At 25.6% G+C, this 26,667-nt stretch carries 29 protein-coding genes; 13 read left to right on the forward strand and 16 right to left on the reverse strand.

Annotated elements, in window-relative coordinates; all coding sequences use genetic code 11:
* Positions 1-11 precede the first annotated feature (11 nt).
* From ADFLV_RS15135 to ADFLV_RS03750, 5 genes are all read right to left on the reverse strand, one after another.
* The gene (locus ADFLV_RS15135) at positions 12-527 is read right to left on the reverse strand and encodes a GAF domain-containing protein (protein WP_228712374.1); all 516 of its coding nucleotides are present in this window, start codon (positions 525-527) and stop codon (positions 12-14) included.
* 75 nt (positions 528-602) lie between these two features.
* Positions 603-818: a hypothetical protein gene (locus ADFLV_RS03735; protein WP_014473451.1), complete on the reverse strand. Its 216-nt coding sequence runs from the start codon at positions 816-818 to the stop codon at positions 603-605.
* A gap of 67 nt (positions 819-885) precedes the next feature.
* Entirely contained in the window at positions 886-2,337 is a 1,452-nt protein-coding gene (locus ADFLV_RS03740) for an acetyl-CoA carboxylase biotin carboxylase subunit (protein ID WP_014473452.1), read from the reverse strand.
* Positions 2,338-2,540: 203 nt separating this feature from the next.
* A complete protein-coding gene (locus ADFLV_RS03745) occupies positions 2,541-3,062 on the reverse strand; it encodes a lipocalin family protein (protein ID WP_129011040.1) in 522 nt (173 codons plus the stop codon).
* Positions 3,063-3,139: 77 nt separating this feature from the next.
* Positions 3,140-3,931 carry a PhzF family phenazine biosynthesis protein gene (locus ADFLV_RS03750; RefSeq protein ID WP_129011039.1) on the reverse strand — a complete coding sequence of 264 codons (792 nt, stop codon included), beginning with the start codon at positions 3,929-3,931 and terminating at the stop codon, positions 3,140-3,142.
* Between the two features lie 322 nt (positions 3,932-4,253).
* Here ADFLV_RS03750 and ADFLV_RS03755 point away from each other — a divergent pair, with 322 nt between their 5' ends.
* Positions 4,254-4,409, forward strand: coding sequence for a hypothetical protein (locus ADFLV_RS03755; RefSeq protein ID WP_164968499.1), 156 nt, complete (start codon positions 4,254-4,256; stop codon positions 4,407-4,409).
* An 8-nt stretch (positions 4,410-4,417) separates the two neighbouring features.
* On the opposite strand, the gene ADFLV_RS03760 is transcribed toward ADFLV_RS03755, so the two are convergent.
* Together ADFLV_RS03760 and ADFLV_RS15280 are read right to left on the reverse strand one after the other, a co-directional pair.
* Entirely contained in the window at positions 4,418-4,696 is a 279-nt protein-coding gene (locus ADFLV_RS03760; protein WP_129011038.1) for a hypothetical protein, read from the reverse strand.
* Positions 4,683-4,850 (reverse strand): hypothetical protein, encoded by a 168-nt coding sequence (locus tag ADFLV_RS15280; protein ID WP_129011044.1) that lies wholly within the window; start codon positions 4,848-4,850, stop codon positions 4,683-4,685. The genes ADFLV_RS03760 and ADFLV_RS15280 overlap by 14 nt, the downstream gene beginning before the upstream one ends.
* Before the next feature lie 228 nt (positions 4,851-5,078).
* Here ADFLV_RS15280 and ADFLV_RS03770 point away from each other — a divergent pair, with 228 nt between their 5' ends.
* Positions 5,079-5,342, forward strand: a complete 264-nt coding sequence (locus ADFLV_RS03770) for a helix-turn-helix domain-containing protein (RefSeq protein ID WP_014473457.1) — start codon at positions 5,079-5,081, stop codon at positions 5,340-5,342.
* Between the two features lie 16 nt (positions 5,343-5,358).
* Here ADFLV_RS03770 and ADFLV_RS03775 read toward each other — a convergent pair whose 3' ends face one another.
* The 6 genes from ADFLV_RS03775 to sufB are packed head-to-tail and all read right to left on the reverse strand — an operon-like array spanning position 5,359 to position 10,537.
* A complete protein-coding gene (locus ADFLV_RS03775) occupies positions 5,359-5,712 on the reverse strand; it encodes a metal-sulfur cluster assembly factor (RefSeq protein ID WP_129011037.1) in 354 nt (117 codons plus the stop codon).
* 10 nt (positions 5,713-5,722) lie between these two features.
* Positions 5,723-6,133 (reverse strand): SufE family protein, encoded by a 411-nt coding sequence (locus tag ADFLV_RS03780; protein ID WP_129011036.1) that lies wholly within the window; start codon positions 6,131-6,133, stop codon positions 5,723-5,725.
* A gap of 1 nt (position 6,134) precedes the next feature.
* Positions 6,135-7,319, reverse strand: a complete 1,185-nt coding sequence (locus tag ADFLV_RS03785) for an aminotransferase class V-fold PLP-dependent enzyme (RefSeq protein ID WP_014473460.1) — start codon at positions 7,317-7,319, stop codon at positions 6,135-6,137.
* The gene (locus ADFLV_RS03790; RefSeq protein WP_129011035.1) at positions 7,312-8,343 is read right to left on the reverse strand and encodes a SufD family Fe-S cluster assembly protein; all 1,032 of its coding nucleotides are present in this window, start codon (positions 8,341-8,343) and stop codon (positions 7,312-7,314) included. Before ADFLV_RS03790 ends, ADFLV_RS03785 begins: the two co-directional genes overlap by 8 nt.
* A complete protein-coding gene (gene sufC / locus ADFLV_RS03795; RefSeq protein ID WP_172658751.1) occupies positions 8,330-9,097 on the reverse strand; it encodes a Fe-S cluster assembly ATPase SufC in 768 nt (255 codons plus the stop codon). The genes ADFLV_RS03790 and sufC overlap by 14 nt, the downstream gene beginning before the upstream one ends.
* A gap of 3 nt (positions 9,098-9,100) precedes the next feature.
* Positions 9,101-10,537, reverse strand: coding sequence for a Fe-S cluster assembly protein SufB (gene sufB / locus ADFLV_RS03800; RefSeq protein WP_129011033.1), 1,437 nt, complete (start codon positions 10,535-10,537; stop codon positions 9,101-9,103).
* Between the two features lie 212 nt (positions 10,538-10,749).
* On the opposite strand from sufB, the gene ADFLV_RS03805 reads away from it, so the two are divergent.
* From ADFLV_RS03805 to ADFLV_RS03820, 4 genes are all read left to right on the forward strand, one after another.
* Entirely contained in the window at positions 10,750-12,525 is a 1,776-nt protein-coding gene (locus ADFLV_RS03805; protein WP_129011032.1) for an ATP-binding protein, read from the forward strand.
* Positions 12,526-12,533: 8 nt separating this feature from the next.
* Positions 12,534-14,000 (forward strand): PAS domain-containing protein, encoded by a 1,467-nt coding sequence (locus ADFLV_RS03810; protein ID WP_129011031.1) that lies wholly within the window; start codon positions 12,534-12,536, stop codon positions 13,998-14,000.
* 161 nt (positions 14,001-14,161) lie between these two features.
* Positions 14,162-15,358, forward strand: coding sequence for a NifS family cysteine desulfurase (locus ADFLV_RS03815; RefSeq protein WP_014473466.1), 1,197 nt, complete (start codon positions 14,162-14,164; stop codon positions 15,356-15,358).
* A gap of 33 nt (positions 15,359-15,391) precedes the next feature.
* On the forward strand, positions 15,392-16,372 hold the full coding sequence (locus tag ADFLV_RS03820) for an iron-sulfur cluster assembly scaffold protein (protein WP_129011030.1): 981 nt from the start codon (positions 15,392-15,394) through the stop codon (positions 16,370-16,372).
* 53 nt (positions 16,373-16,425) lie between these two features.
* Here the strand turns inward: ADFLV_RS03820 and ADFLV_RS03825 are convergent, their stop codons facing one another.
* Positions 16,426-17,055 (reverse strand): LysE family translocator, encoded by a 630-nt coding sequence (locus tag ADFLV_RS03825; protein WP_129011029.1) that lies wholly within the window; start codon positions 17,053-17,055, stop codon positions 16,426-16,428.
* Positions 17,056-17,100: 45 nt separating this feature from the next.
* Positions 17,101-17,907, reverse strand: coding sequence for an AraC family transcriptional regulator (locus tag ADFLV_RS03830; RefSeq protein ID WP_129011028.1), 807 nt, complete (start codon positions 17,905-17,907; stop codon positions 17,101-17,103).
* 73 nt (positions 17,908-17,980) lie between these two features.
* On the opposite strand from ADFLV_RS03830, the gene ADFLV_RS03835 reads away from it, so the two are divergent.
* The 3 genes from ADFLV_RS03835 (at position 17,981) to ADFLV_RS03845 (ending at position 21,890) form a co-directional block, all read left to right on the forward strand.
* Complete coding sequence (locus ADFLV_RS03835) at positions 17,981-20,359, forward strand: AAA domain-containing protein (protein WP_129011027.1); 2,379 nt, start codon at positions 17,981-17,983, stop codon at positions 20,357-20,359.
* A gap of 61 nt (positions 20,360-20,420) precedes the next feature.
* A complete protein-coding gene (locus tag ADFLV_RS03840) occupies positions 20,421-21,044 on the forward strand; it encodes a CBS domain-containing protein (protein WP_014473471.1) in 624 nt (207 codons plus the stop codon).
* 78 nt (positions 21,045-21,122) lie between these two features.
* On the forward strand, positions 21,123-21,890 hold the full coding sequence (locus ADFLV_RS03845) for a sulfite exporter TauE/SafE family protein (protein ID WP_014473472.1): 768 nt from the start codon (positions 21,123-21,125) through the stop codon (positions 21,888-21,890).
* A gap of 13 nt (positions 21,891-21,903) precedes the next feature.
* On the opposite strand, the gene ADFLV_RS03850 is transcribed toward ADFLV_RS03845, so the two are convergent.
* The gene (locus ADFLV_RS03850; RefSeq protein ID WP_129011026.1) at positions 21,904-23,151 is read right to left on the reverse strand and encodes a GGDEF domain-containing protein; all 1,248 of its coding nucleotides are present in this window, start codon (positions 23,149-23,151) and stop codon (positions 21,904-21,906) included.
* 76 nt (positions 23,152-23,227) lie between these two features.
* Between ADFLV_RS03850 and ADFLV_RS03855 the strand changes: the two genes are divergently transcribed.
* The 4 genes from ADFLV_RS03855 to argH are packed head-to-tail and all read left to right on the forward strand — an operon-like array spanning position 23,228 to position 26,643.
* Positions 23,228-23,425, forward strand: a complete 198-nt coding sequence (locus tag ADFLV_RS03855; protein WP_129011025.1) for a hypothetical protein — start codon at positions 23,228-23,230, stop codon at positions 23,423-23,425.
* Between the two features lie 60 nt (positions 23,426-23,485).
* Positions 23,486-23,920 carry a hemerythrin domain-containing protein gene (locus tag ADFLV_RS03860; protein ID WP_129011024.1) on the forward strand — a complete coding sequence of 145 codons (435 nt, stop codon included), beginning with the start codon at positions 23,486-23,488 and terminating at the stop codon, positions 23,918-23,920.
* A 2-nt stretch (positions 23,921-23,922) separates the two neighbouring features.
* On the forward strand, positions 23,923-25,191 hold the full coding sequence (locus tag ADFLV_RS03865) for a hypothetical protein (protein WP_129011023.1): 1,269 nt from the start codon (positions 23,923-23,925) through the stop codon (positions 25,189-25,191).
* Between the two features lie 60 nt (positions 25,192-25,251).
* Positions 25,252-26,643 carry an argininosuccinate lyase gene (gene argH, locus ADFLV_RS03870; RefSeq protein WP_129011022.1) on the forward strand — a complete coding sequence of 464 codons (1,392 nt, stop codon included), beginning with the start codon at positions 25,252-25,254 and terminating at the stop codon, positions 26,641-26,643.
* The last annotated feature ends 24 nt before the right edge of the window (positions 26,644-26,667 follow it).

The raw sequence follows: 26,667 nt of genomic DNA on the forward strand, positions 1-26,667 counted from the left end.
GCTGTTTCAAGTTATTTTATATGAAAAGCGTTAGGAGATCTATGTTCAAAAGAGGAAAGTGCAAAAGAACCAATTGCTTTTTTTGCTTTATCTCTTATTGGAAAAGACCAGCAAGCCCGAATATTAAAATCAACAGCAAGTTGTCGTAAATTTTCCCATCTTTCATCTGTAAATGTATCTTGTACAAATTGAGGTTGATTTCTAAATACTGCATTTCCGCATGAACCACCTTTTGGGCCTGGTTTTAAATTTTCAAGAGCTTTGAGTCCTTCATTGGGAATTGATGGAGCTGATTTAACACTCATTAATCCTGTTTTTTTATCTTTTAACATTATTGAAGCAACAGAATTTGGAAGTAGTGATTCAGCAAGAGAACATAATTTTGAAAGAATATTTGAAGTTTTTTTATTTATAGATAACATCTCTAAAATTTGTTGTTGGATATTTAAAATTTGATTATACTGAGCTGGTGCTAATATTATTTCATCATTTTCAGTACTAACAAGTAAACAACTTTTTTCTATCATTTTTCTTTCTTTCAGGTTTTAAAACTAAAACAATAATACTATTTAAACTATGAGAAAAAGCTAAAGAAAAAACTTTTAGTTGTTTTCTTTAGGCTTAGGTTGGAGGTTATTAACTCCTTTAAATGGTTCATGCCATTGAAGTTGTGAAGGAGTTGCTTCAGTTTTTTTATTTGAAGATGTATCAAAATGAATTGCATTTACAGGAGGCTTTTTTTCAAGATATGAAAATGCAATAGCTAAAATAATAGCACTAATAATGAGTTTGATAATTGTATATTTTAAATCTTTCATAAAAAGATTTTCTCATTATTTAGATTAATCTTTTCTGTATGAAGATTAATAACCTCAAAAGAGGTTATTAATGTTTAACTTTTAGATTATTTTTATTGATAGTTTCAATAAGTTTCATAATATTAGCAACTTTTTCTTCTTCTTTTTTGATATTATCTTCACTGTGTAAAGTGAAAATTTCCATTTTTTTATCAAGGTAATTTGTAGTAAATTTACCATCAATAAAATCTTGGTCTCTTACAATTTCTCTATGAAGTGGAATATTTGTTGGGAATCCTTCTATATAAAACTCATCTAAAGCTCTTTTTGCTTTTTTAACTGCACCTTTCCAGTCAAGTGCCCAAACGATTAGTTTTCCAATCATTGAGTCATAATTTGCAGGAACTTTATATCCAGTATAAATACTTGTATCAATTCTAACTCCTGGACCTCCTGGAGTTAAATATTTACTAATTGTTCCAACTGATGGCATAAAGTTTTTTTGTGGATTTTCTGCATTTATTCTAAACTCAATAGCATATCCTCTAAAATGTACATCTTCTTGTAAGAATTGAAGTTTATCACCTTCTGCTATTTCAATCATTCTTTGAATAATATCAACACCTGTGATTGTTTCAGTAACTGGATGTTCTACTTGAACTCTTGTATTCATTTCAATAAAGAAGATATTATTGCTTTCATCAACTAAAAACTCAATTGTTCCAACACTTTCATATCCTAGTTTGAACATAGCTTTTGTTGCAATTCTATAAAGTTCTTTTCTAGTTGCTGAATCTAATCTTGGGCTTGGTGCAATTTCGATAACTTTTTGATGTCTTCTTTGAATAGAACAATCTCTCTCACCTAAGTGAAGAACGTTTCCATATTTATCTGCAATAATTTGAATTTCGATATGTCTTGGATTTTCAACATATTTTTCAATAAATGCTTCACCTCGACCAAAATATTTTTTTGCTTCATTTGTAGCACTTTCAAACATATCTTTGAACTCTTTTTCAGCTCGAACGATTCTCATACCTCGTCCACCACCACCAAAAGCAGCTTTGATAATAATAGGGAAACCAATTTCTTTAGCTATTCTTGCACCTTCTTCTACATTTATTATTGGTTCATCTGTTCCTTCAAGAACTGGAACACCAACTTTTTTCATAGCTACTTTTGAAGCCATTTTATCTCCAAAAAGTTCTATATGCTCTGGTTTTGGACCAATAAAAATAAGTCCATTATCTTCGCAGGCTTTTGCAAAATCAGCGTTTTCACTTAAAAATCCATATCCAGGATGAATAGCATCACAATTTGCTTTTTTTGCAATAGAAATGATTTTTTCATAGTCAAGATAAGCTTGAACTACATCTCCCATAATTGGATAACATTCATCAGCTTTTCTTACCCAAATTCCTTCTACATCAATCTCTGAAAATATAGCTACGCTACTAATTTCTAACTCTTTACAAGCTCTAATAATTCTTAAAGCTATCTCTCCTCTATTTGCAATAAGTACTTTTGAGATTTTTTTCATTTTTTTGCCTTTTTTGAATCTTTTTTAAAATATTTTAGCATTGTAGAGTTTTTTAAAAATTTATTCTTCTTAATTTATGCTGATTTAATTGTTGTATATTGCTTATTTTATTGTTTTTTACTGTTCTTTTAATTGTTGATTTTTAAATAAGAAAATTGAATTACTAAGCTCTTTGAAACTTAGTAATTTTGTGTAAAACTTTTTTATTCCTGAATAGTCCAGATTAATTTTGAACTGTCAAATTCTAAACTTGGGAGTTTTTGTAAAATCTCATTTTTGATTTTTTCATCTAGTTTTGAATCTCTTGCTAAAATCCAAAGATACTCTCTACTTGGGGTTCCAACAACGGCATATTTGTAGTTTTCATCAAGCATTAAAACCCAATAATCTCCATAAAATGGTCTAAAAAAACTAACTTTTAATTTGCTGTTTGTTTCATCAATTGCATAAGCTCTACCAATTGCCTCTTTTTTCTCATTTGTTTGGATTTTTGTACATCTATTGATTACTTTGATTGTCTCTTCATTCATCATAGAGTAGTTTGCAGTTACATTTTTACAATTTCTTTCAAAAAAATGTTCATATCTTGCTATTTCGTACCAAGTACCTAAATACTTATTTAGTTCTACTTTTTGTACAGTTTGTAAAGGTGGATTTTTTGAAGAACAAGCTGTGAGTAAGATTGTAAAACAAAAAAGTATTAGAAGTTTGAAAATTTTTGCCATAAAAAAACCTTTTTATTTTAGTATATAAAAAAAGATATTTTTTTAATATGGCTTTTATGTTTTTTAATCAAAAAATTTTATATATAAATAAAACCTTCAAGATATTTTACAGCTTTCCCTAAAATAACTACTTTATCATCTGATACAATACATTTTAGTAAACCACCACGCATAGATGCTTGATATGCAAGCAATTCATTTTTATCTAATTTTTCTGCCCATAACGGAGCAAGTCCTGTATGAATTGAACCTGTTACTGGATCTTCTATTCCTCCATTTGCTGGCCAGAAATATCGAGAAATAAAATCATAAGTTTTAGAATCTGATGTAATACTTACATCCCGTGGAGCTAATTTTTTTATCTCTTCTAAATCAACTTTTATATTTAAAACTTCATTTTCATTTTCATAAACTATAAAATATGCTTGTTGATTTATATAAACTTCTTTAGGTTTTATCGAAAGACCATTTATTAATTCAATAGGGATATTTTCTACTTTTTTAGGTTTTCTATTTGGAAAAGTCATCTCTATATAGTCATCTTCTAATTTTTTTATACAAAGATTTCCTACAGTTCTAGTTTCAAATATTATTTCATTTAGTGTTAGATTTTCTTCAAATAATACATAAGCAGTAGCAAGTGTAGCATGACCGCAAAAATCAATCTCAGTTATAGGTGAAAACCATCTTATTTCATAATTATTGTTGGCAATTTTTTTTGCAAATGCTGTTTCTGATAGATTATTTTCTGTTGCAATTGCTTGCATAAGTTTTTTATCTAACCATTCATCAAGTATTATAACAGCTGCATAATTTCCTTTGAATATTTTATCAGTAAAAGCATCTATTTGATATATTTTTAATTTCATAATTTTTCCTAAGTTTAAAACTCTATTGTACAGTTTTTTTAGTTATTTTAATTAATAGAAGAGTTTTTAAGTTTATATTTTATTAGATCCTTATGATAATAGTTTATTTTTTGAAAATGAAGAAATAGCTAATGATTATTATATAAAATCTTGTAGTCAAGAAAAGTATTATGAAAAAGCTTTTGAAATTTCAAAAAAAGAAAATATAGAAATAATTATTGGTTTTAGTATAAGTGGAACAATCGTATGGAGATTAAGTAAAAATAGATTTAATAAATTAAAAAAAATAGTCTGTTTTTAGTCTTCTCAAATTAGGAATAATTTGAATATTGAATCAAAAATTGATACAAAGATAATTTTTGCAAAAAAAGAAGATAGTTTTGATACTCAAAAAATGAAAGAAATTCTATCAATAAAAGAAAATGTAAATATAAGAGTAGAAATTAGTGATTTTGAACATGGATTTATGAATGAATAAGATATTTATTAAACATTTGTTGAATCTCTTAGTTTATTTCTTATAAAAATAATTGAGTCAATAAGTGGTTTTTTTTCAATATTATATTTATATGATTTTTGAAGAGCTTTTTCGATACTTGTTTCAGAAAAAGGTTCTTTTGGATTACAAACAGTTTTTATTATGTTTAAGATTTGTGCTTTTTGTTTATATTCAATAGGACAATTTTCAATGTCATCAACAAACTCAATTGTTTTTATTAAATTACTGCTTAGTTTCCAATATTTAAATATTTTAAAAGTTATCATTTGTAATTTGATAGGGCTCTAAATCAGTTTTTAATAAATTTTGTATAGTTTCATTTATTGTTATATAAATAGTAAATTTTATTCCTAATAAGTTGATAATTTTTCTTGGAGTTTCAACCTTTGAACGAAAACCAAAAATAGAAGAATTTGATATTTTTAATAAAGTTGAAACAGCTAAAGAGTCTTTTTATAAAATTTTTGATTATTGAATTTTATTTTGTTAATTTTTTTATCATTTTTTGTTTCTATATAAAAAAATAGATAAGTATGATTTTCTTTATACATTTAATGTCCTTAGAAATAAAACTACTATAGTAGTTTGTTATGAAACTATATTACAACTAAACTTAACATAAAATAAATTACTATAGTAGGTTTTGAAGTGGCAAAATTTGATTTTACAAATAAAGAAATAGAAGAAATACATAAAATTGTAGGAAAAAATGTAAAAAAATATAGAGTTTTAAGAGGTTTGACTCAATTAGATTTATCTTATGAAATGGGTAATAAATCAGTAAGTTTAGTTTCTGCTTGTGAACCTTGTAGTAATGGAAAGCATTTTAATATAGAGCATTTATATAAAATTAGTAAAATTTTAGATGTTCCAATAGGCAATTTTTTTGAAATTGAAGAAGAAATAGTTTAGTTAATATAGCTATGTCTTAGTAAGACATAGCTGCTCCACTTGCTCCCATAATCTCTTTCGCATCTTCACTCATCATAGATGGATCCCAAATAGGCTCAAACACTAGATTTACTTTTACTTCATCAACTTCATCAACTGCCAAAGTTACATATTTTACTTGTTCAAGTAAACTATCTGCAACTGGACAAGCTGGACTTGTAAGTGTCATATCTATTTCACAATTAAGATAATTTCCTCTTTCTTCAAGTCTTATATCATAAATTAATCCAAGATTATAAATATCAGCTGGAATTTCCGGGTCATATACTTTTTTTAAATTTTCTATTATTTTTTCTTTTATATTTTCTAAATCAAAAATTTTATCATCCATTTTAAATCCTTTATGCTTTTAAAGCATACTCTTTTATTTTTTTCATCATTCCAATAACTCCACTTTGTCTATTTGGAGTTATAACTTCACTAAGTTTCAGTTCATGAACAATATCCATATCAATATCTTTTAATTCTTGTATAGTTGCACCAGAAAAAATTTTTAATATCATATAAACTAAACCTTTTACAATTATTGCATCACTTGTACCGTGAAAATACATTTTTCCATCTTTTATCTCATGTGTTAACCAAACTTGAGAAGTACAACCATGAACTATATTTGCTGGTATTTTGTCAGTTTCATTAAACTCTTCTAGTTTTTTTCCTAAATCAATAATATATTCATATTTTGCAAGTTCATCATCAAAAAAATCTAAATCTTCTTTTATCTCATTTACTCTTTCTTCAATGCTACTCATTTTATCCCTTTAACATCGTTAAGGCTCTTTTTAATGCCTCAATTAATTTATCAACATCAACATAATCATTATAAAAAGCTGTGCTAACTCTAATAGTTCCTTTTACTCCAAGTTTTTTCATAATAGGTTGTGCACAGTGATGACCAACTCTTAGAGCAACTCCCATTTTATCAAGAAGTATTCCAATATCGTCGTGAACTATTCCTTTGAAGTTGAAACTTCTACTTCCAATTGCATTTGTAATGTCATTGTAAAATACAATATCTGGAAGTTTTGCTAACTCTTCATCTAAATATTTAAAAACTTTATGTTCTAAATTTTCAATATTTTCATATCTTACATGATTTATATATTCTAATGCTTTTCCAAAACCTATAACACCAGCAATATTTTGTGTTCCTGCTTCAAATTTATATGGAGAATCAAGTAAAGTTGAACCATTAAAATCAACTTCATGTATAGTTGCTCCACCAGTTTGATAAGGTTTTATATCTTTTAGATATTTTTCTTTTATATAAATTGCTCCAACACCAGTTGGTCCAAATGTTTTATGACCAGAAATTGCAAAAAAATCAACATCAAGTTTTTGCATATCTACTTTTAGATGAGCCAAACTTTGAGCTCCATCACACATAACAACAGCTCCATAAGAGTGAGCTAGTTTTGTAATAGCTTCTATATCATGGATTTTTCCAAAAGCATTTGAAATATGAGTAATACTTACAAAAGCATTTGGATTAGCTTTTAAAAGTTCTTCAAAATGGTTCATATCAAAATCTAAATTTTCATTACAATTTACAACTTCAAGACCATTTCCCAAAGTTCTTCCTTGCATATGCCAAGGTACGATATTTGAGTGGTGTTCTAAACTAGAAATTATTACAGTTTTAAAATCTTTTGCAAAAGATGTTGCTATAAAGTTTAAAGATTCTGTTACACCTTTTGTAAAAACAATTTCCTCTTTTGCTGAAGCATTTATAAACTCTTTTAAAAGGATTCTTACTTTCTCAAACTCCAAAGTCGCCCTATTAGCATCGCCAAAGTTACTTCTATGAGTGTTTGAGCAATAATGTTCATAATATTCAACTTGCGAATCTATAACACTTTTTGGTTTTTGAGTTGTTGCTCCATTATCCAAATAAATAGTTTTTGAGTTTTGGAAGTATGGAAAATCATTTTTAAACATATTTTTCCCTTTTATAATTTTCTACAAACTCTTTTATTATCTCATTTTTTATATTAGATTTTATTGTACTTTCAAAAGCATTTAATAACATTTCATAAGCTTTTTCTTTTTTTATACCACGTGAACAAAGATATAAAAGTTGTTCTTGGTTTAAAGTTCCTGTTGTTGCCCCGTGTGAAGCTTCAAGCTCATCTATTAAAATTTCAAGATGAGGTTGTGCAAAAATTGTTGCATCATCACTTAATAATATAGTGTTACAGTTTTGAAATGCTTTTGTAAATGGTGCTGTTTCATTTACAATAGATTTTATTTTTACAACAGCTTTTGAACTATCTTTTAAAGAATTCTTATAGTTTATTGAACTTGTAGAATTTTTTTCGTTATGCACTGTTTTTACTAAAGTTGCAGTTGTTGAATCATTTGATAATTTAGTCAATCCATTTAATTCATAGTTCACAAACTCTTTATTTATAATATTTTCAAAACTATTTACTATAAAACCATCACCAAACTCAAGATTTGTTATTTCAAGATTTGAGCTTTTTTCTTGTTTTATACTATTTGCAAAAATCATAGAATTTGAAGCATTTATATCTTGAATTTTTACATATTCCAAAGAGGCATTTTCTTCTAAAACTATATTTCTATTTACTGTAAAAGCAGAGTTTGTAGAACTGTTTACAAAAACTTCTACAACTTGAGCTTTGATATTTTCTTTTACTTCTATTTTTAAAGAGTTAGAAAAAAGTGTTTCATCTTCTTTTATTTTATGAATTAAAAAAATTGGTTCAGCAATATTTTTATCTATAGTTAAAACTTTTTGATTTTCATCTAAACTTTTTGTAATATTAAATAAAACAGATTCATAAGAGTTTTCATCTTTTATAGTTTTTAAACCCATAATATCAAATTCATAAGTTTTAGTTTCTTTAAATTCAGTAGAAAACAAAGAATCAAAATTTATTTTTAAAAACTCTTCATCTTTTTTATTTGGAAGATTGGTGTTTAATTCATTTATTTTCATCTTTTATTCCTATTGCTTCATAACCTTTTTCATCTAGTTCTAAAGCTAAGTTATAATCTCCTGTTTTAGCAATTTTTCCATCATTTAAAATATGAACAAAATCAGGTTTAATAAGTTCTAAAAGTCTATCATAGTGTGTAATCATTAAAATTGATCGTTTTCCATCAAGCATTGAGTTTATAACATTTGCAACAGTTTTTATAGCATCTACATCAAGCCCTGAATCTATCTCATCAAGTATTATTAAATCAGGTTTTAGCATAAGTAGTTGGATTAATTCATTTCTTTTTTTCTCCCCACCACTAAATCCATCATTTAAATCTCTTTGTAGTAGTTTTCTATCAATATTAAATTTTGAAGTTTCTTCTTTTACAAGTTTTAAAAATTCCATTGCATCAAGCTCTTTTAGTCCTTCATATGCTCTTTTTTCATTTATTGCTGTTTTTAAAAAGTAACTATTGTTAACACCTGGAACTTCAACAGGAGTTTGAAAACTCATAAAAATTCCTTCATTTGCTCTTTGTGCTACATCCATTTCAAGTAAATCTTTATTTTTATAAGTTATTTTCCCTTCAGTTACAATACAGTCATAATGAGCACTGATTGTTTTTACCAAAGTAGATTTTCCTGCTCCATTTGTTCCCATAAGAACATGAACTTCACCTTCATTTATCTCTAAATCTATACCTTTTAAAATCTCTTTATCTTTTATATTAACTTTTAAATTTTCTATTTTTAATAATCTATTTTTCATAATTTATCCCACACTTCCTTCAAGCGATATATTTAATAACTCTTTTGCTTCTGCTGCAAATTCCATTGGCAATTCTTTTAAAACTTCTTTACAAAAACCATTTACAATCATAGCAATAGCATCTTCTTCTGCAATTCCTCTTTGATTTAAATAAAATAGTTGTTCATCAGAAATTTTTGAAGTTGTTGCTTCATGTTCTATATTTGCACTGCTATTTCTTATCTCATGATATGGATAAGTATGCGCATGACATTTATTTCCAATCAAAAGTGAATCACATTCAGAAATATTTCTTGCATTTGAAGCATTTTTTCCAACTCTAACAAGTCCTCTATAAGCATTTACTCCGTGCATTGCAGAAATACCTTTTGAAATAATTGTTGATTTAGTATTTTTACCTAAATGAACCATTTTTGTTCCAGTATCTGCTTGTTGTGCTTTTGAGGCAATTGCAACTGAATAAAACTCTCCAACGCTATTATCTCCTTGAAGTATACAAGAAGGATATTTCCAAGTGATTGCACTTCCAGTTTCAACTTGTGTCCAAGAAATTTTAGAGTTATCACCTTTACATAAACCTCTTTTTGTTACAAAGTTTAATATTCCACCTTTTCCATTATCATCACCTGGAAACCAGTTTTGAATAGTTGAGTATTTTATTTGTGCATTTTTTAAAGCGCATAGTTCAACAACAGCTGCGTGAAGTTGTCTTTCATCTCTTGTTGGAGCAGAACATCCTTCATTGTAAGAAACATAACTTCCTTCATCACAGATTATCAAGGTTCTTTCAAATTGTCCTGTATTTAAAGCATTTATTCTAAAATAAGTTGAAAGTTCCATCGGACATCTAGTATTAGGTGGAATATATACAAAACTACCATCAGTAAATACTGCACAATTTAAAGCTGCAAAATAGTTATCAGTTGGTGGAACAACACTTGCTAAATATTCTTTAACAAGTTCAGGGTATTTATGTGCTGCTTCACTGATTGAACAAAATATAATTCCTAATTTTTCAAGCTCTTCTTGATATGTTGTTTTAACTGAAACAGAATCAAAAACAGCATCAACTGCAACACCTGCAAGTTGTTTTTGTTCTTCAAGTGGAATACCAAGTTTTTCATAAGTTTTTAAAATTTCAGGGTCAACTTCATCCAAAGAATTTAAAGCTCGTTTAGGAGCAGAATAGTAAGCAATATCTTGATAATCAATTTTTGGATATTTCAAATGAGCCCAAGTTGGTTCTTCCATCTTTAGCCATTTTTTGTATGCTTTTAATCTAAAATCTAAAAGCCAAGATGGTTCATTTTTTTTTGCACTTATGGCTCTTATTACATCTTCATTTAAACCTTTTTCAAAAGTGTCACTTTGAACTAAAGTTTCAAATCCGAGTTTATACTCTTTATTTATTACGTCATGTATTTGTTGATTCTCACTCATGACTTCTCCAATATAATATTAATTTTTTAAATAAGATAAAAATTATCCTATTTAGAATACTATCATAAAGTAGTATACAATGTAAAGATAAATTATTTTATAAAAATTATATAAATCTAATAAAGATTATTTTCAAAATATATTATTTATTTCAAATAAAATTTTAATAAAATTTGTTATAAGATTAAAAAAACTTATAATTGAAAGCCACAATGCACATAGAAAAATTCAGAAATTTTATAGAAGAATCAATTTTAACAATTGTTATTTTTTTCTTTTTATTATTCACATCTTTTTTTTATTTTAAATTTCAGTTAGAAAAAGAGATACAAACTTATTTAACTAATTTAAAACAATTATATGCAACACAATATGATACTATTTACGATAATTTTAACAAACTTTCTCAAAATAGTTTTTATGGAATTATAAATAAACCAGAAATTTATGATTTAGTAAAATATGCATATAAACAAGATAGTGAACTTCAAAGCTTTTATCGAGAACGTTTGTATCAAAAATTAATATCTGATTATATTAGATTAAAAGAGTACAAATTTTATCAAATTCATTTTCATTTCCCAGATAATACAAGTTTTTTAAGAATGCACGAAAAAGATAAATTTGGAGATAATCTAACAAAAGATAGATTTAGTGTAAAAGAAGTAAATGAAAATTTAAAACCAGTATATGGTTATGAAATAGGGAAAATGGTTGATGGATTTAGATTTGTATATCCTCTTTTTGATGAAAAACTTTTTCATATAGGAAGTGTTGAATTATCTGTTAGCTCAGATTTTTTTGAAAAAAATTTTGAAACAAGTTTTGATGTTGATGTTCATTTTTTAATTAAAAAATCTATCGTTGAAGAAAGAGTTTTTAAAGAGTATTTGAAAATTTTTGACATTAGTAATGAAAATGATGAATATTTATATAAAGAAGATAAAACTAAAGAGTTAAATCATTTTACAAATGAAAATTTCTATACAAATGAAGAAAGAAATCTTATTAAAATAAAAATGAAAAATAGTGAAAATTTTTCAATTTATAAAAAAATAAATGGAAATTATATTGCAATTTCATTTTTATCAATAAAAAATACTCAAAATGAAAAAAATGCAGCTTATATGGTTTTATATAAAAATTCAGATTTTATAAAACAAGTTATGAATAATTATCATAAGATGATTTTGATATTAATTTTAATCTCTATAATTTTTGTTTTTTATATAAATTATAGATACAAAAAAATACAAGAAGAAAAGAATAAAGAGTATATTTTATCTCAACAGACAAAAATGGTAGCTCTTGGTGAAATGATACAAAATATTTCTCATCAATGGAGACAACCTTTAAGTGTTATATCTGTTTTAGCAAGTGGATTAAAACTCAAAAAAGAGGTTAATATTTTAGAGGACAAAGAATTTTTTGAAAGTTTGGATGGAATACTACATAATACTACTTATTTATCAAATACGATAGAAGATTTTAGAAATTATTTTAATGAAAGTTTAGAAAAAAGAGCTTTTAATTTAAAAGATACAATTTTACAATGTACTGCAATGTTCAAAGAAGATTTGAATGCAAAAAATATAATTTTAATTGAAAATTTAATCGATATAGAATTATTTACTTATGAAAATGATTTAAAACATGTACTTATAAATCTATTAAAAAATGCAAAAGATTTTACGAAACAAGGTGTAATTCTTGTTGAAATGAAAGAAGAAAAAAATGAAATTATTATTGAAATACAAGATAGTGCAGGGGGAATCCCAAAAAATATAATTGAAAAGATTTTTGAACCATATTTTTCTACAAAACATAATTCATCGGGAATAGGCTTAGGATTATATAGTGCTTATGAAATAATCACTAAAAAATTTAATGGAAATATTTTGGTTGAAAATAGAACTTTTGATTACAATTTTGAGAGTTATAAAGGTGCTTGTTTTTCAATAATTTTAGACAAAAAGAATTTACAATAAGGTATGTTATGAAAAATAGTTTTAGTTTAAAGATTTCATTTTTAGTAGGAGTTTTAACTTTTATAGTTGCTTTAATGGTAGGATTTTATTCTAATTATATATCAACACAACAACTTGAAGTAAATTCAGGTGAATCATTGCTTAAGTTATCAAAAAGAGTAAATGATATTCTTGATAGAGAGATGTTAGAAAGATTTAGAGAAATCAGATTTGCTGCATCTTTACCAATAATGACAGATGAAAATAGTTCAATAAACGAAAAAAGAGAATTGATTCAAAAAATCAAAGATAATTATAATCACCATGAATGGATAGGTTATGCACTTCTTGATGGAACAGTTGAAGTTGGAACAAATGGTTATTTAGAAGGTAAAAATGTAAAAGCTAGACCTTGGCATCCAAATGGTTTAAATGGTCCTTATATTGGCGATGTTCATGATGCTTTATTATTGGCTAAATTATTACCAAATAATAGTGGTGAAGCTATTTATTTTTCTGATGTGGCATTTCCAGTTATAAATAAAAATGGTAAAACACTTGGTGTTTTATGTACACATTTAACTTGGCAATGGACAAGAGATGTTATAAGAAGTATTCAACAAGAGCATGGTGTAGAAATCTTTTTATTATCTAAAGATGGATTGATTTTAGTAGGACCTGAAAATACTGAAAGAGCTAATATCTCAGATATATCTTTAAATGTAGCTCAATTACTTAAAACAGATGAAGAATCTTTTAAAATTCTAAATTGGAATAATAATGTTAAATATCTAACTGCAAGTAGTGTAAGTAAAGGATTTGAAGAGTACAAAGGTTTTTCTTGGAAAGTAATAGTTAGACAACCAGTTGATGAAGCTTTTAAAATAGCTCATAAAAATACAAGTTTAATTCTTTTAATAAGCGTATTTTTAGGAATTTTAGGTGCGATAATTGGAATTATAATATCAAATAAAATCTCAAAACCACTTAATAAGTTAAATCAAATAGTAGATGATATTACTAACAATAAAGAAGTAAAATTTTTGAAAAATGTTTCAAATGATGAAATAGGAAAATTACATAATGCTTTAGAAAATTTATATAAAAATTTAATTGAAGAATCTAAAGATAAAAAAAATGCGCAAATTAAAGTAGAATTGTCATTAAAAATATTTGAACAAGCTTTAGAAGGGATTATTATTTGTGATAAAAACAACAATATAATCTTAGTAAATAGAGCTTTTACTCAAATTACAGGATATGAATTAAATGATATTTATGGAAAAAATCCATCAATATTAAATTCTGGTTTACAAAATCAAGAGTTTTATGAAAATATGTGGAATAGGTTAAGAAAAGATGGAAAATGGGATGGACATCTGAAAAATAAAAGAAAAGATGGAACAATTTATGATGAGTATTTAAAAATCTCAACTCTAAAAGATAGAAAAGATGAAATTGTAAACTATTTAGCCACATTTAATAGCGGGTTTTAAAACTTTGATTAGTATAATAAAACTTACTGTATAAATAAGATAAAAACAATTAAGACAAGATTTATCCTATTTTCATTAAAATACGAAAAAGTTTTTATTTGTAACAATTAATTTTGGAATAGTTATTGCAAATAGAATTAAAAAATATAGGAATGATAAAAATGGAAGTTTATTTAGATAATAACGCAACAACAATAGTAGATCCCAAAGTTTATGAAGAAATGAAACCATTTTTCTGCGACATATATGGAAATCCAAATTCATTACACAAATTTGGAGCTGGAACTCATCCTAAAATGGTTGAAGCATTAAATTTTTTATATGAAGGTATAAACGCAGCTGATGAAGATGATGTAATCGTTACAGCAAATGCAACAGAAAGTAATAATACTGTTTTAAAAGGTATTTGGATAGATAAAATTTTAAATGGTGATAAAAAACACATTATAACAAGTGAAGTAGAACATCCATCTATTACTGCTGTTTGTAAATTTTTAGAGTCTCAAGGTGTAAGTGTAACTTATTTACCTGTAAATGAAGAGGGTGTTTTAGAAGCTTCTTTAGTTAAAGATTTTATAAAAGAAGATACAGCTTTAGTATCAATTATGTGGGCAAATAATGAAACAGGAAAAATATTCCCAATCAAAGAAATAGGAGCAATTTGTAAAGAAGCAGGAGTTCCATTTCATACAGATGCAACTCAAGCTATTGGAAAAATTCCAGTTGATGTTCAAGACTGTAATGTAGACTATTTATCATTCTCAGCTCATAAATTCCATGGACCAAAAGGTGTTGGTGGTTTATATGTAAGAAAAGGTTTCTCTTTAACTCCTTTACTTCACGGTGGTGAGCAAATGGGTGGATTAAGAGCTGGAACAGTTGATGTGGCTTCAATGGTTGGAATGGGATGGGCTATGAAATTAGCAACATCTACTATGGCAATTGCTTATGAAAAAAATCATGTTAGTAAATTAAGAGATAAATTAGAAGCAGCAATTTTAGAATTACCTGAAACAATTGTTATTGGTGGAAAAGAGAACAGAACTCCAAATACAACTTTAATCTCTTTTAGAGGTGTAGAGGGTGAATCAATGCTTTGGGATTTAAATCAAGCAGGAATAGGTGCAAGTACAGGAAGTGCATGTGCCTCTGAAGATTTAGAAGCAAATCCAGTTATGAATGCTTTTGGAAGTGATAGTGAATTAGCTCATACAGGAGTTAGATTTAGTTTAAGTAGATTTAATACTGAAGAGCAAATAGATTATGCAATAGACGTTATTAAAAAAGCAGTTACTAGACTTAGAGCAATTTCAAGTTCTTATGCTTATGCTCCATCGTGTCATAAGTCTGGATTATAATAGAAAATCGAATAATATTTAAAGGAAAATAAGATGGCAAAAAATAGTTTAATAAGCGGATCGATTTGGGATGAATACTCAAATCAAGTTGTAAATAGAATGAACAACCCTAAACATCAAGGGGAAATTACTGAAGAAAAAGCTGCAGAACTTGGAGCAAAATTAATTGTTGCAGATTTTGGAGCGGAATCATGTGGTGATGCTGTAAGACTTTATTGGGCAGTTGATGAAAATACAGATAAAATTTTAGAATCAAAATTTAAATCTTTTGGTTGTGGTACTGCAATCGCATCATCTGATGTTATGGCTGAATTATGTATTGGAAAAACAGTTGATGAAGCTGTAAAAATTACAAATATTGATGTTGAATTTGCATTAAGAGATACTCCTGATGTTCCAGCTGTTCCACCTCAAAAAATGCACTGTTCGGTTATGGCTTATGATGTTATCAAAAAAGCAGCAGCTGAATACAAAGGTGTTGATATGGAATCTTTTGAGGAAGAGCAAATCGTTTGCGAATGTGCAAGGGTTTCATTAGCTACTTTAAAAGAAGTAATCAAAATCAATGATTTAAAAACTGTTGAAGAAATTACAGATTATACAAAAGCAGGAGCTTTTTGTAAATCATGTATTAAACCAGGTGGACATGAAGCAAAAGATATCTATTTAGTAGATATTTTAAAAGATGTTAGAGCTGAAATGGAACATAATAAATTAAAAACAGCAGCAGATGCAAGTGCAGCTGGTGAATTAACATTTGATAAAATGACATTAGTTCAAAGAATTAAAACTATTGATTCAGTTTTAGATTCAGACATTAGACCAATGTTAGTTATGGATGGTGGAAATATGGAGATTATTGATATCAAAGAAAATCTACCACATTATGATATTTATATCAGATATTTAGGTTCTTGTTCAGGATGTTCGTCTGGAAGTACAGGAACTTTATTTGCAATTGAATCTGTATTACAACAAAAAATTGATGAAAATTTAAGAGTTTTACCAATCTGATTTTTCCAATTTTTTAATTTAAAAAAGGGACTTGTTTTTTCAAGTCCCTTTTTTTATATTTTATAAATTATCATCAAAGCTACAAACGTAAGAAAAACTGCAGAGATTTTTTCTATTAGATAAATATATCTATTAAAAAGTTGTTTTATTTTTTTTAAATTTAAAATATAAACTATAAAAACATCCCAAATTAGAACTGCAAAAAACATCCATAAACCATAAATAGTTTGAATAAAAAAAGGTGTATTATTTTGAAATGTTATACTAAACATAGAAAAATAAAAGATAAAATTTTTAGGATTTAAAATGGCACTTAAAAAGCCTTTGAAAAAACTTGATAGGTGATTGTCAACTTTTCTATTTTTTGATACATTTTCAAACAAATTTTTTCTCTTTGATTTAAATAAATAATATGAAATATAAAATAGATACACACAACCTGAAAGTTTTAAAAAGTTAAAAATAAATAGATTGTCTTTTATAAACATAATTCCAAAAAGAGCTAAAAGTATATAAACTAAATTTGCAATGGCAATTCCAAAAGCTACTATTATTCCAGCTCTTTTACCATTTTTTATAGTTGAATTAATGATAATAAAAAAATCAACTCCAGGACTAATCAAAGCTAAAAAATGAGCGAAAGCAAGTATAAAAAAACTTTGTAAATAAATCTCTATTTCCATAAATCCCCTTTTATTTTGAAGATTGTATAAAAAGAGAAGAATTAATTATTGTATAAAATTGTCCTGATACTCTTTTGGAGTAATTGCAACTATTTTTTTGAAGTTTCTATGAAAATGACTTTGGTCAAAAAAGCCACATTCAAGGGCAGTTTCTACTATGGAAAAACCTTTCTTTAGTAACTCTTTTGCAAACTCAATTTTTAGATTTATAAAGTATGAATGAGCTGAAATATTAAGTTCTTTTTTGAAAAGTTTTATGATATAAAAAGTTGATAGATTAAACTCTTTTGATAAACAATTTAAACTAATATCTTCTTTTAGATGATTTTTCATATATAAAATGATATTTTCAATTTTTTCACTGGTTTTTAACTCTATTTGTATATTTTTGTTATATTTTGTGTATAAAGAGCAAAAAAAGTCAATAATACAACTCTCTTTTTCCAAAATCAAAGCATTTGAAAATAGTAATTCACAAAGAGTTATAAACTTTTTATATAGAGTTTTATTTTTTAATATTTCATTTGAAAAAGGAATAAACTCATTTATGTTTGGAAATATACTTTTTTGAAGCTCAAAACACCAGTTTTTATCTAAATATAACATATAAATTTTATTTACAATTTTTGAAGAGGAGTTACAACTATGAATAGTATTTGGGTTTATGATAGCTAGTTGATTTTTTTCTAAAGTTATAGTTTTATTTTTATTTGTATAGATTCTTTGTCCATCAAGTATTGCACCAATTGAAAGGCTATTATGAATATGTTGTTTATAACATTGATTTGATATTGAGTATCTAAGTTCTAAAAAATCCAATTTTTCATAGCTAAAATATAGTGTTTTATTCATTGGAAAATAGTAATGTAAAATTTGTTATAAAGCCTTTAACAAAAACGTAAATTTTTCTAAGTTAAAATCCCAGATGGAAATAGCAAAGTTAAAAGAACTATGCCTAAATCAGGCACAATTTTATTATGAATATGTAAAAAAATATAGTGAAAACAATGAAAAAAGTATAGACAAAGTTGTATCTATAAAATACCAAAAAGATAGTTCACCAAAACTCTATGAAATAAAACTCGAAAAAGCTATTTATGATTTTGAAAAGACTTATTATAAAAACAATCAAACAAATGAATATTACTTTAATAAAAAAGATATTTTAATCAAAGAGTATGATGAAAAAAATAGGCTTTTGTATGTTCAAGTTTTAAATCCTGATATTGAATTTGAAAAGATAAAAAGTGATGATTTTTTTGTTGTTACTGATTTACTTTTTTTGATTAAAAATTTGATTGAATGGTATGAAAAAAATTCACATAAACTTACTTTTGATGATAAATTAACTTTTGATTTAAAACCAAATTTAGAGATTTTAAAAGATACAAAACTAAATCAAAATCAAATTGAAGCTGTAAGTTCTATATTTAAAAATTCTTATTCTTACATTTGGGGACCTCCTGGAACTGGAAAAACAAAAGCTGTTTTATCAACTGCTTTGATAAACTATATAACTTCAAATAAAAAAGTTTTGATTGTTGCTCCAACGAATATTGCCTTAGAACAGATACTTTTTGGAGTTTTAGAAAATACTGAAAAACTTCAAATCCAAAATGAAAAGATTTTACGAATAGGAATTCCTTCAAAAGATTTTTTTGATAAATATAGTGAAGTTTGTGAAACAAAAGGAATAGAAAGAGTTTTAGAATCACTTGAAAATGAGATAAATATATTAAGTAGAGTGATTAAATATCGAGAAGGTAGAATAATCAGTGAAGATTTAGAAAAAATCTTAGAGCATTTTTCAAAACTTCAAGAAAACAAAATAAAAATTATAAAACTTGAAAATGAAAAAGAGTATCTTCAACCTTTGATAAATCTTTTAACTTTACCTTTAAAAGCTTATCATTTTTCAAATAATTCAAGAATGATAAAAGATGCGATTAAAAAACATGAAAAAAATTATTGTATAAATTATGATGAAAAACTTATTGAAGAAAATAGATTAAAAGAAGTTGTAAATATAGATTGTATTAGAAAAGAGTTAGAAAATAAAGATGAAAAGATAAAAAAAATAAATCAAGAAAACTTTGAAATATTAACACTTTGTAAGAAAATAATAAAAAGTGAAAAGATTTATAATGAGATATTTAAAGATTTAACTCAAACAAATCTAGATGAAAAACAACTTCAAATTAATCAAAAAATATCCCAATTAAATCTTTGGTGCAAAAGAAGTTTAGAATCAATCAAAACTTTAGTAATGCAGACAAATGATGAGTTGATAAATCAAGCTTTAGATATACATCATAAAAATTTTGATGATAAAAAATTAAAAGAGAAATTAGCTTTTTTAATCGATGAAAAAGATTTATTGATTGAACAAAGTACAAAACAAAGAGTAAAAAATAGTTTAGTAATTGCAATGACTATTGATGCATATATTCAATACACAATAAATGAGAATATTGAAGTAAATCATATCTTTTGTGATGAAGCTGGATATATGTCAACAATTAAGGCTTTGAGTTTATTTAAGTCTAATAGTTCAATTACATTTTTGGGTGACCATATGCAGCTTCCACCTGTTAGTGAAATAAAAACAGATGATATAAACTCATATAAAAAGAGTTTTTTATGGAGTCAATCTGCACTTTTCTTTGAGACACTTTTTTTGAAAAATAGTGTTGAAGAGATTTATTTTGACTTTACAAATAATACAACGCCAAAGTTTGAAAAAACATCACAAGTAAATCTACTTTCAACTCATAGATTTGGAAAAAATTTAGCACAAATTTTAAATAAATTTGTTTATAAATTTGGTTTTGAGTCAGCTTTGAATATTGATACAAATCTATTTTTTATAGATAGTAATTCAAATGTAGATGAAGCAATTGAGCGTTCATCTTTAGAAGAAGTAATTATAATAAAAGAGTTAGTAAAAAAGTTTGAAGGAAAATCTTTTGTTATATTAACTCCATATAAAAAGCAAGTGAAACTGCTAAAAGAGCATTTAGGTAGAAAATATTTTGAAAATATTATGACAATACACAAATCCCAAGGAAGTGAATGGGACAATGTGATTTTTAGTGTTGTAGATGATTCAAATAGTGGAAAAAGAAGAATGTTTTTTACAAATACTATAAATGAAAACTTTAAAGGTTTAAATCTAATAAACACAGTTGTAAGTAGAACGAAAAAAAGATTAATCATTGTTGCAAATGAAGACTTTTGGATAAAACAAAAAGATACTCAATTAATAGGAAATCTAATCTTTAATTCGAAAAAAGTTATAGCTTGAAAAAATTATTAACTATTTATCAAATAATCTGTATCATCATACTATCAATAAGGAGTAAAATATGTTTGCAATATATAATAATGGAAGAGTAGGTTTTAGAAGTACTGTTGATAATTTATATAATTTAAAAAATGTTGATGAATTAGATAAAACTAGATTTAAACCTGATGAGGGATTAATCCAAAGTTTTTCAAATGAAGAAAAAGAAGAACAAAAAAAAGAATTTTTAAATTCATATAAAAAAATGGCAAATATTGATACTCTTGAACCTGTATATTATATAAAAGATATTATGACTAGAGATGTTTTTTCATTGGATAATAAAGCAACTATTGAAGATGCGTATAATTTTTTGAAAGATAATAAAATTACACAAGCTCCAATTATTGATTTTGGGAAAAAAATAATTGGAATGATTAATAAAAAAATAATACTTAATTTACTGATGGAAGATATTGAAAATATAAAATCAATTTTAAATAAAAAAATAGAAGATATTTATCTTCCAGAAGTAATAACATCTGAACCACTTTCTGAAGTAAGAACAGTTGTAAAAGTGATGTTAGATTTTAAACTTGAAGCAATACCAATTGTTGATGAGGATGGTATTTTATTAGGAATTGTTTCTCAAACAAATATTTTAAAAGCAGTTGCACATCTTCCAAAATTACAATTATGGTCATAAAAAATATTATTTTATGAAATTTTTGTATAACTTTTATATAATTTTTTGATATACTTCGCAAAAAAATAAAGAGTATATATGGATTTTTTACAAGAAATAACCACTTTGTGGATTATTATTTTTATGATTACGGGATTTGTTGCAGGTTATATTGATTCTATTGCTGGTGGAGGAGGAATGATACAAGTTCCTGTTTTACTTTATAGTGGTATTCCTCCTATTTTTGTTTTAGCAACTAATAAAATTGCATCTCTATTTGGAACTTTAATGGCAACAATAAAATATTTTTTAAGTAAAAAAATATCATTTAGAATTGTTGCTATTGGTTTGATTCCTTGTTTATTAGCTTCTTACATTGGAAGTAAACTTGTTATGTATATTCCAGATTATGTTATAAAATGGGCAATATTAATAGCAATTCCAATTGCACTATTTTTTTTATTAAAAAAGAGTAAAAGTATAGCTGAAGAAAATACAAAATTAACGAATAAAAATATAATACTAGCAACTGCACCAATAGGGTTTTATGATGGTATTTTAGGACCTGGAACGGGAACTTATTTGACTATTTCTATGAAAAAGTTTTTACATTTAGATTATATTATTGCAACTGCGTCAACTAAACCTTTAAATTTAGCTACAAATGTAGGTTCTGCTATTGCTTTTATAATGGCAGGAAAAGTTTTATGGATGATTGCAATTCCTATGGCAATTTCAAATATGTTAGGTTCTTATGTTGGAAGTCATTTTGCAATTAAAGGTGGAGAAGTTTTTATAAAAAAAGTTTTGATTTTTGTATTAATTTTTATGCTGATTGCAAATATAATAAAGATTATTCTATCTTAATAGAATAATCTTTTTATATCTCTATTCCATTATCAAAGATTATTTTATCTCTTCCTTTATGCTTAGCTTCATAAAGTAACTCATCGGCTCTTTTTTTAGCTTCTAGAAAAGAATCATATTTATTTCTATAACTAATTCCTGCTGAAAATTTTATTTTTATTTCAATATCTTTGTATATAAAATTACAGTTTTCAATAGTTTTTTTTACTCTTTTTAAATATCTTTGAACTTCTACTTCTTCTTGATAATTAATAAGTGCGATAAACTCTTCACCACCATATCTAGCAATAATATCTTCTTTTCTTGTTAAATCTTTCAAAATACCTGCAAAACTTTTTAAAACTAAATCTCCGCATGAGTGTCCAAATTTATCATTTATATCTTTAAAGTGGTCAATATCATAAAAAACTATTGCATAATCTGCATCAAAAATCGAAAATTTCTTTTCCATTTTGTCAACTTCTTGATGATAAGCTCTTCTATTTAAAATATTAGTTAAATAATCAATTTGATGTTCTTCTTTAACTAAAACTAACTCTTTTTGAAGATCTTCTATTTGTTTATTTAAATGCTCAAATTTTTCTCTACTATTAGTAATAATTTTACGATTTTCTTTTATAGAGTTTTCTAATTTATAGATAGTATCTATAAGTTTTTTTTGTACAATTTTTAATTCTCTATGTGAAGAATTTGATATATTCAGATTGATTAACTCATCTTTTATTTTTAATATTTCTTCTGTTGAATTTTCACCTTCACTTAAAGTTTTGTCAAAATATCTACTCATTAAAGATGTAAGTTTTACTATGTCATCTGTTTTATCTTTTAAAACTTTTCTATCTGCGTCTATTCTATGTTTTGAAAGTTCTTTTAATTTTGAAATAGAGTCAGTTGATGTTAATTTTTTAGGATCTTTTAAAATTTTCAGGATAAATTCTTCAATATCTTCAATAAAACTAAAATCAACAGAAGGTATTAAAATATCATTAAGTGCTTCAACTAACTGTTTTAATTCTTCAGTACTTGTTCTTTGTATTAAGATATTTGCTAAATCATTGAAAGATTCTAGTTTTGAAGATTTTTTTTCTTCTTCTGTTAAATTTTCTTTTATTTTTTCAAATAATTCAAATTCTTTTAAATTTACATTATTTAATTTTGCTTGTTTTTTGAATTCTATAAAATAGTGTTCAGGCGTAGTGGCGATATTTTCTTCTTTTAATTGAAAAAGTGTATCTTTTGTTAGTTCTTTAATATTTACCAAATAATAATACCTTATACTTTTAATGTTACTAATTATAGCAATTAATTAATAATAATAAAAATAAAAAGGAATAAAAATGACAGCACAAGATAAAGAATTGGCTCAACTTCACGATGCTATCGTAGATGATGTTAAATTATTAGTTGATAAATATATGTCAATTATTGGTTGGGATGTTCCAGAAAATGATGAAAATAATGCAAAAAGTAAACTTTTATATATTATAAAAGATGCAATAGAAGAAATTGAGGAAGAAGAAAATAGTATTGATTAATATCAATTAAAAAGATTTTTAATTACTTTATAATTTAAGAAAAATAATAAGGTAGATATTATGAATACGATTTCAGAATTTTTAACAACTGATCATAGATGTTGTGATGAAAGCTTTGCAAGTTTAGAAAATAGTGTTGCAATTCAAAACTGGGAAGAAGCAAAAGAAAAAATACAAAAATTTTCTTTTGATTTATTACATCATTTTGATATGGAAGAAAAGGTAATGTTTCCAACCTTTGAAGAAAAAACTGGTATGACTCAAGGTCCAACTATGATTATGACAATGGAACATAATCAAATGAGGCAACTTTTAAGTGTATTAGAAAATGATATTGAGAAAAAAGATAAAAATCATTTTTTTGGAGTTAGTGAAAGTTTGATGATGTTAATGCAACAACATAATATGAAAGAAGAGCAAATGCTTTATAAAATGGCTGATGCACATCTTGGAAGTTTAGTAAATTCAGTTATTGAAAAGATGAAGGCTTTATAATTATGTTTAATCAAGGTCTAAGTCTTGACCAAGCACCACCTATTTCTATCCCATTTCGGTTTTTTCTAAGTGCTCCTTTTTTTGGAGTACTTATATCTTTAGTTTTTTTGATTTTCCCTTTTGATGAAGTATCAAATCAATACATACATTTTGCAGTAGGAGTTGTTCATCTTTTTACTTTGGGAATTTTAACAATGATAATTTTTGGAGCGATGCAACAAATGATGCCAGTTCTTGCAGGTGCAATAATTAAAAAACCACAAGTATTTGCAAATATTGTACATTCTTGTTTAGTCATTGGAACTTTAGGTTTAAGTTTCTCTTTTATTTTAGAGTTGAAATTTTTACTTTATATGGGTGTATTATTTTTATCTATTTCTTTTCTTACTTTTTTTATTGTTTCAATAAAACTTTTATTTCAAGTAAGATTTATGACTTCAACAGTAAAAGCCATGAGGCTTTTTTCACTAGCTGGAATAATTACTTTTATTTTTGGATTTTATTTGGCAGTTTGTCACATAAATTTAAATTTAGGTGAGCATTATTTTGCATTTATTAATATACATATTTTATTTGGATTTTTTGGTTTTGCATTTTTACTTATAATGGGTGTTTCCTTTCAAGTTATTCCTATGTTTTATGTTGCATTAGATTTTCCAAAATTTATTCAACATAAATTTCCAGTATTAATATTTATTTTACTTTTCATCTCTTTTTTATTTTTTTATTTTGATATAAATTTTTTAATTTTAAAAATTTTATTTGTTTTATTGATTTGTTTCTTTACATATTTTGCTTTAAAATCTTTAAATAATAGAAAAAGACCTGTTTTTGATGTGACCTTATGGTATTGGAAATTTTCTTTAATATCTTTATTTATAAGTATGATTATTTGGTTATTTGATATTTTTGATACAAACTATGTTCTAGCAATCATTTTTGCTTTTGGATTTTTATATTCTCTTTTACAAGGAATGGTTTATAAAATAATTCCATTTTTATCATGGTTTCATTTAAATTCAAAAGGATATTTTTCTATTCCAACAATTAGAGAGTTTATAGATGAAAAATATATAAGGATTCATTTCTTTCTTCATATTCTTTCAATAATATTTTTTGTAATAGCATATTTTCAAAATATTTTTATCTATTTTGCTTCAATTATATTTTTAATATCAAATATTTTGTTTTTTATAAATTCAATGATAGCAGTAAAAAAATATATAAATATCTCAAAAACTAATCCTATGGATTTTTCTTCTTTTAAATAATATCACTTGTGTTATAATGTTGCCACAATTTAAAGGCACATTATAATTTTAGGAAACCAAATGGCAAATCAAAATAATCAGATTTTAAAAAATACAAATGCACAAATCTTAGATGAGTTCAATGCTTCAATAATGTTTGATAAAGAACTTTATGCTCAAGATATTAGAGGTAGTATTGCTCATTCACAAATGTTAGCTCAACAAGGTATTTTAACAAGTGAAGAGCAAAAAGCAATAGAAACTGGACTTTTACAAGTTAAAGAAGAGATTGAAAGTGGAGAATTTAAATTTACATTAGCTTATGAAGATATTCATATGGCTGTTGAAACAAGACTTACTGAAATCATTGGAGAACCTGGAAAAAGACTTCATACTGCACGAAGTAGAAATGATCAAGTTGCAACAGATTTTAGACTTTATGTTCAAGATAAATCTTTAAGTATAAAAGAGCAATTAAAAGAGTTAATTGAAACTTTTGTAAATGTTGCAGGCAAATATACAACAACTTTAATTCCAGGAATGACACATTTACAACATGCTCAACCTCTTAATTTTGGTTTCCATTTATTAGCTTATGCAAATATGTTTAAAAGAGATTATGAAAGATTTGAAAGTTCTTATGATAGAAATAACTATTGTCCTTTAGGAAGTGCTGCACTTGCTGGAACACCACACAATATAAATAGAGAATTAACATCTTCTAAACTGGGATTTATTTCTCCTACACTTCATGCAATGGATACAGTATCAGATAGAGATTTCGCTTTAGAAATTTTATTTAATATAAGTACAACAATGATGCATATTAGTAGAATTTCGGAAGAGTTGATTTTATGGTCATCTTATGAGTTCCAATTTGTAAGAATGAGTGATGAATATGCAACAACAAGTTCAATTATGCCACAAAAGAAAAATCCAGATGTGCCTGAACTTCTAAGAGGAAAAACAGGTCGAGTTTATGGAAATTTAATCTCTCTTTTAACAGTGATGAAGGGTTTACCATTAGCTTATAATAAAGATACACAAGAAGATAAAGAAGGAGTTTTTGATTCAGTTAAAACAGTAGAAATTTCAATTTCAATTTTAAATGAAGTTATAAAAACTATGATTGTGAATGTTGAAAAAATGGAACAAGCTTGTAAAATAGGGCATTTAACAGCAACTGATTTAGCTGATTATTTAGTACAAAAACAAAATATGCCATTTAGAACTGCTTATTATATTACAAAAGATGTTGTAGCTCTTGCAAATAAATTAAATAAAGATATTAGTGAATTAAATATTTATGAAATTAGAAGTGCAAATGAAGAGTTAAAAAATGTAAGTGATGAAATTGTTATGTACTTAGATTTAAGAAACTCAATGAATGCAAGAAATTCATTTGGTGGAACTTCGACAATTCAAACAGAAAGTCAAATTAAATTTTTTGAAGAGTGGTTAAAAAATATATGAATAAGATGAGTTTTATTACTCATC

It is taken from the genome of Arcobacter defluvii (assembly GCF_013201725.1).
Lineage (GTDB): Bacteria > Campylobacterota > Campylobacteria > Campylobacterales > Arcobacteraceae > Aliarcobacter > Aliarcobacter defluvii.

Excerpts from the sequence above, each read along its gene's own strand:
- ADFLV_RS03830 (WP_129011028.1), bottom strand. The coding sequence starts at position 17,907 with ATGAATAAAACACTATATTTTAGCTATGAAAAATTGGATTTTTTAGAA.
- ADFLV_RS15135 (WP_228712374.1), bottom strand. The coding sequence starts at position 527 with ATGATAGAAAAAAGTTGTTTACTTGTTAGTACTGAAAATGATGAAATA.
- ADFLV_RS03820 (WP_129011030.1), top strand. The coding sequence starts at position 15,392 with ATGGCAAAAAATAGTTTAATAAGCGGATCGATTTGGGATGAATACTCA.
- ADFLV_RS03805 (WP_129011032.1), top strand. The coding sequence starts at position 10,750 with ATGCACATAGAAAAATTCAGAAATTTTATAGAAGAATCAATTTTAACA.
- ADFLV_RS03825 (WP_129011029.1), bottom strand. The coding sequence starts at position 17,055 with ATGGAAATAGAGATTTATTTACAAAGTTTTTTTATACTTGCTTTCGCT.
- ADFLV_RS03745 (WP_129011040.1), bottom strand. The coding sequence starts at position 3,062 with ATGGCAAAAATTTTCAAACTTCTAATACTTTTTTGTTTTACAATCTTA.
- ADFLV_RS03750 (WP_129011039.1), bottom strand. The coding sequence starts at position 3,931 with ATGAAATTAAAAATATATCAAATAGATGCTTTTACTGATAAAATATTC.
- argH (WP_129011022.1), top strand. The coding sequence starts at position 25,252 with ATGGCAAATCAAAATAATCAGATTTTAAAAAATACAAATGCACAAATC.
- sufB (WP_129011033.1), bottom strand. The coding sequence starts at position 10,537 with ATGAGTGAGAATCAACAAATACATGACGTAATAAATAAAGAGTATAAA.
- ADFLV_RS03790 (WP_129011035.1), bottom strand. The coding sequence starts at position 8,343 with ATGAAAATAAATGAATTAAACACCAATCTTCCAAATAAAAAAGATGAA.
- ADFLV_RS03760 (WP_129011038.1), bottom strand. The coding sequence starts at position 4,696 with ATGATAACTTTTAAAATATTTAAATATTGGAAACTAAGCAGTAATTTA.
- ADFLV_RS03735 (WP_014473451.1), bottom strand. The coding sequence starts at position 818 with ATGAAAGATTTAAAATATACAATTATCAAACTCATTATTAGTGCTATT.
- ADFLV_RS03810 (WP_129011031.1), top strand. The coding sequence starts at position 12,534 with ATGAAAAATAGTTTTAGTTTAAAGATTTCATTTTTAGTAGGAGTTTTA.
- sufC (WP_172658751.1), bottom strand. The coding sequence starts at position 9,097 with ATGAAAAATAGATTATTAAAAATAGAAAATTTAAAAGTTAATATAAAA.
- ADFLV_RS03865 (WP_129011023.1), top strand. The coding sequence starts at position 23,923 with ATGTTTAATCAAGGTCTAAGTCTTGACCAAGCACCACCTATTTCTATC.
- ADFLV_RS03835 (WP_129011027.1), top strand. The coding sequence starts at position 17,981 with ATGGAAATAGCAAAGTTAAAAGAACTATGCCTAAATCAGGCACAATTT.
- ADFLV_RS03775 (WP_129011037.1), bottom strand. The coding sequence starts at position 5,712 with ATGGATGATAAAATTTTTGATTTAGAAAATATAAAAGAAAAAATAATA.
- ADFLV_RS03860 (WP_129011024.1), top strand. The coding sequence starts at position 23,486 with ATGAATACGATTTCAGAATTTTTAACAACTGATCATAGATGTTGTGAT.
- ADFLV_RS03855 (WP_129011025.1), top strand. The coding sequence starts at position 23,228 with ATGACAGCACAAGATAAAGAATTGGCTCAACTTCACGATGCTATCGTA.
- ADFLV_RS03840 (WP_014473471.1), top strand. The coding sequence starts at position 20,421 with ATGTTTGCAATATATAATAATGGAAGAGTAGGTTTTAGAAGTACTGTT.
- ADFLV_RS03740 (WP_014473452.1), bottom strand. The coding sequence starts at position 2,337 with ATGAAAAAAATCTCAAAAGTACTTATTGCAAATAGAGGAGAGATAGCT.
- ADFLV_RS03785 (WP_014473460.1), bottom strand. The coding sequence starts at position 7,319 with ATGTTTAAAAATGATTTTCCATACTTCCAAAACTCAAAAACTATTTAT.
- ADFLV_RS03815 (WP_014473466.1), top strand. The coding sequence starts at position 14,162 with ATGGAAGTTTATTTAGATAATAACGCAACAACAATAGTAGATCCCAAA.
- ADFLV_RS03780 (WP_129011036.1), bottom strand. The coding sequence starts at position 6,133 with ATGAGTAGCATTGAAGAAAGAGTAAATGAGATAAAAGAAGATTTAGAT.
- ADFLV_RS03845 (WP_014473472.1), top strand. The coding sequence starts at position 21,123 with ATGGATTTTTTACAAGAAATAACCACTTTGTGGATTATTATTTTTATG.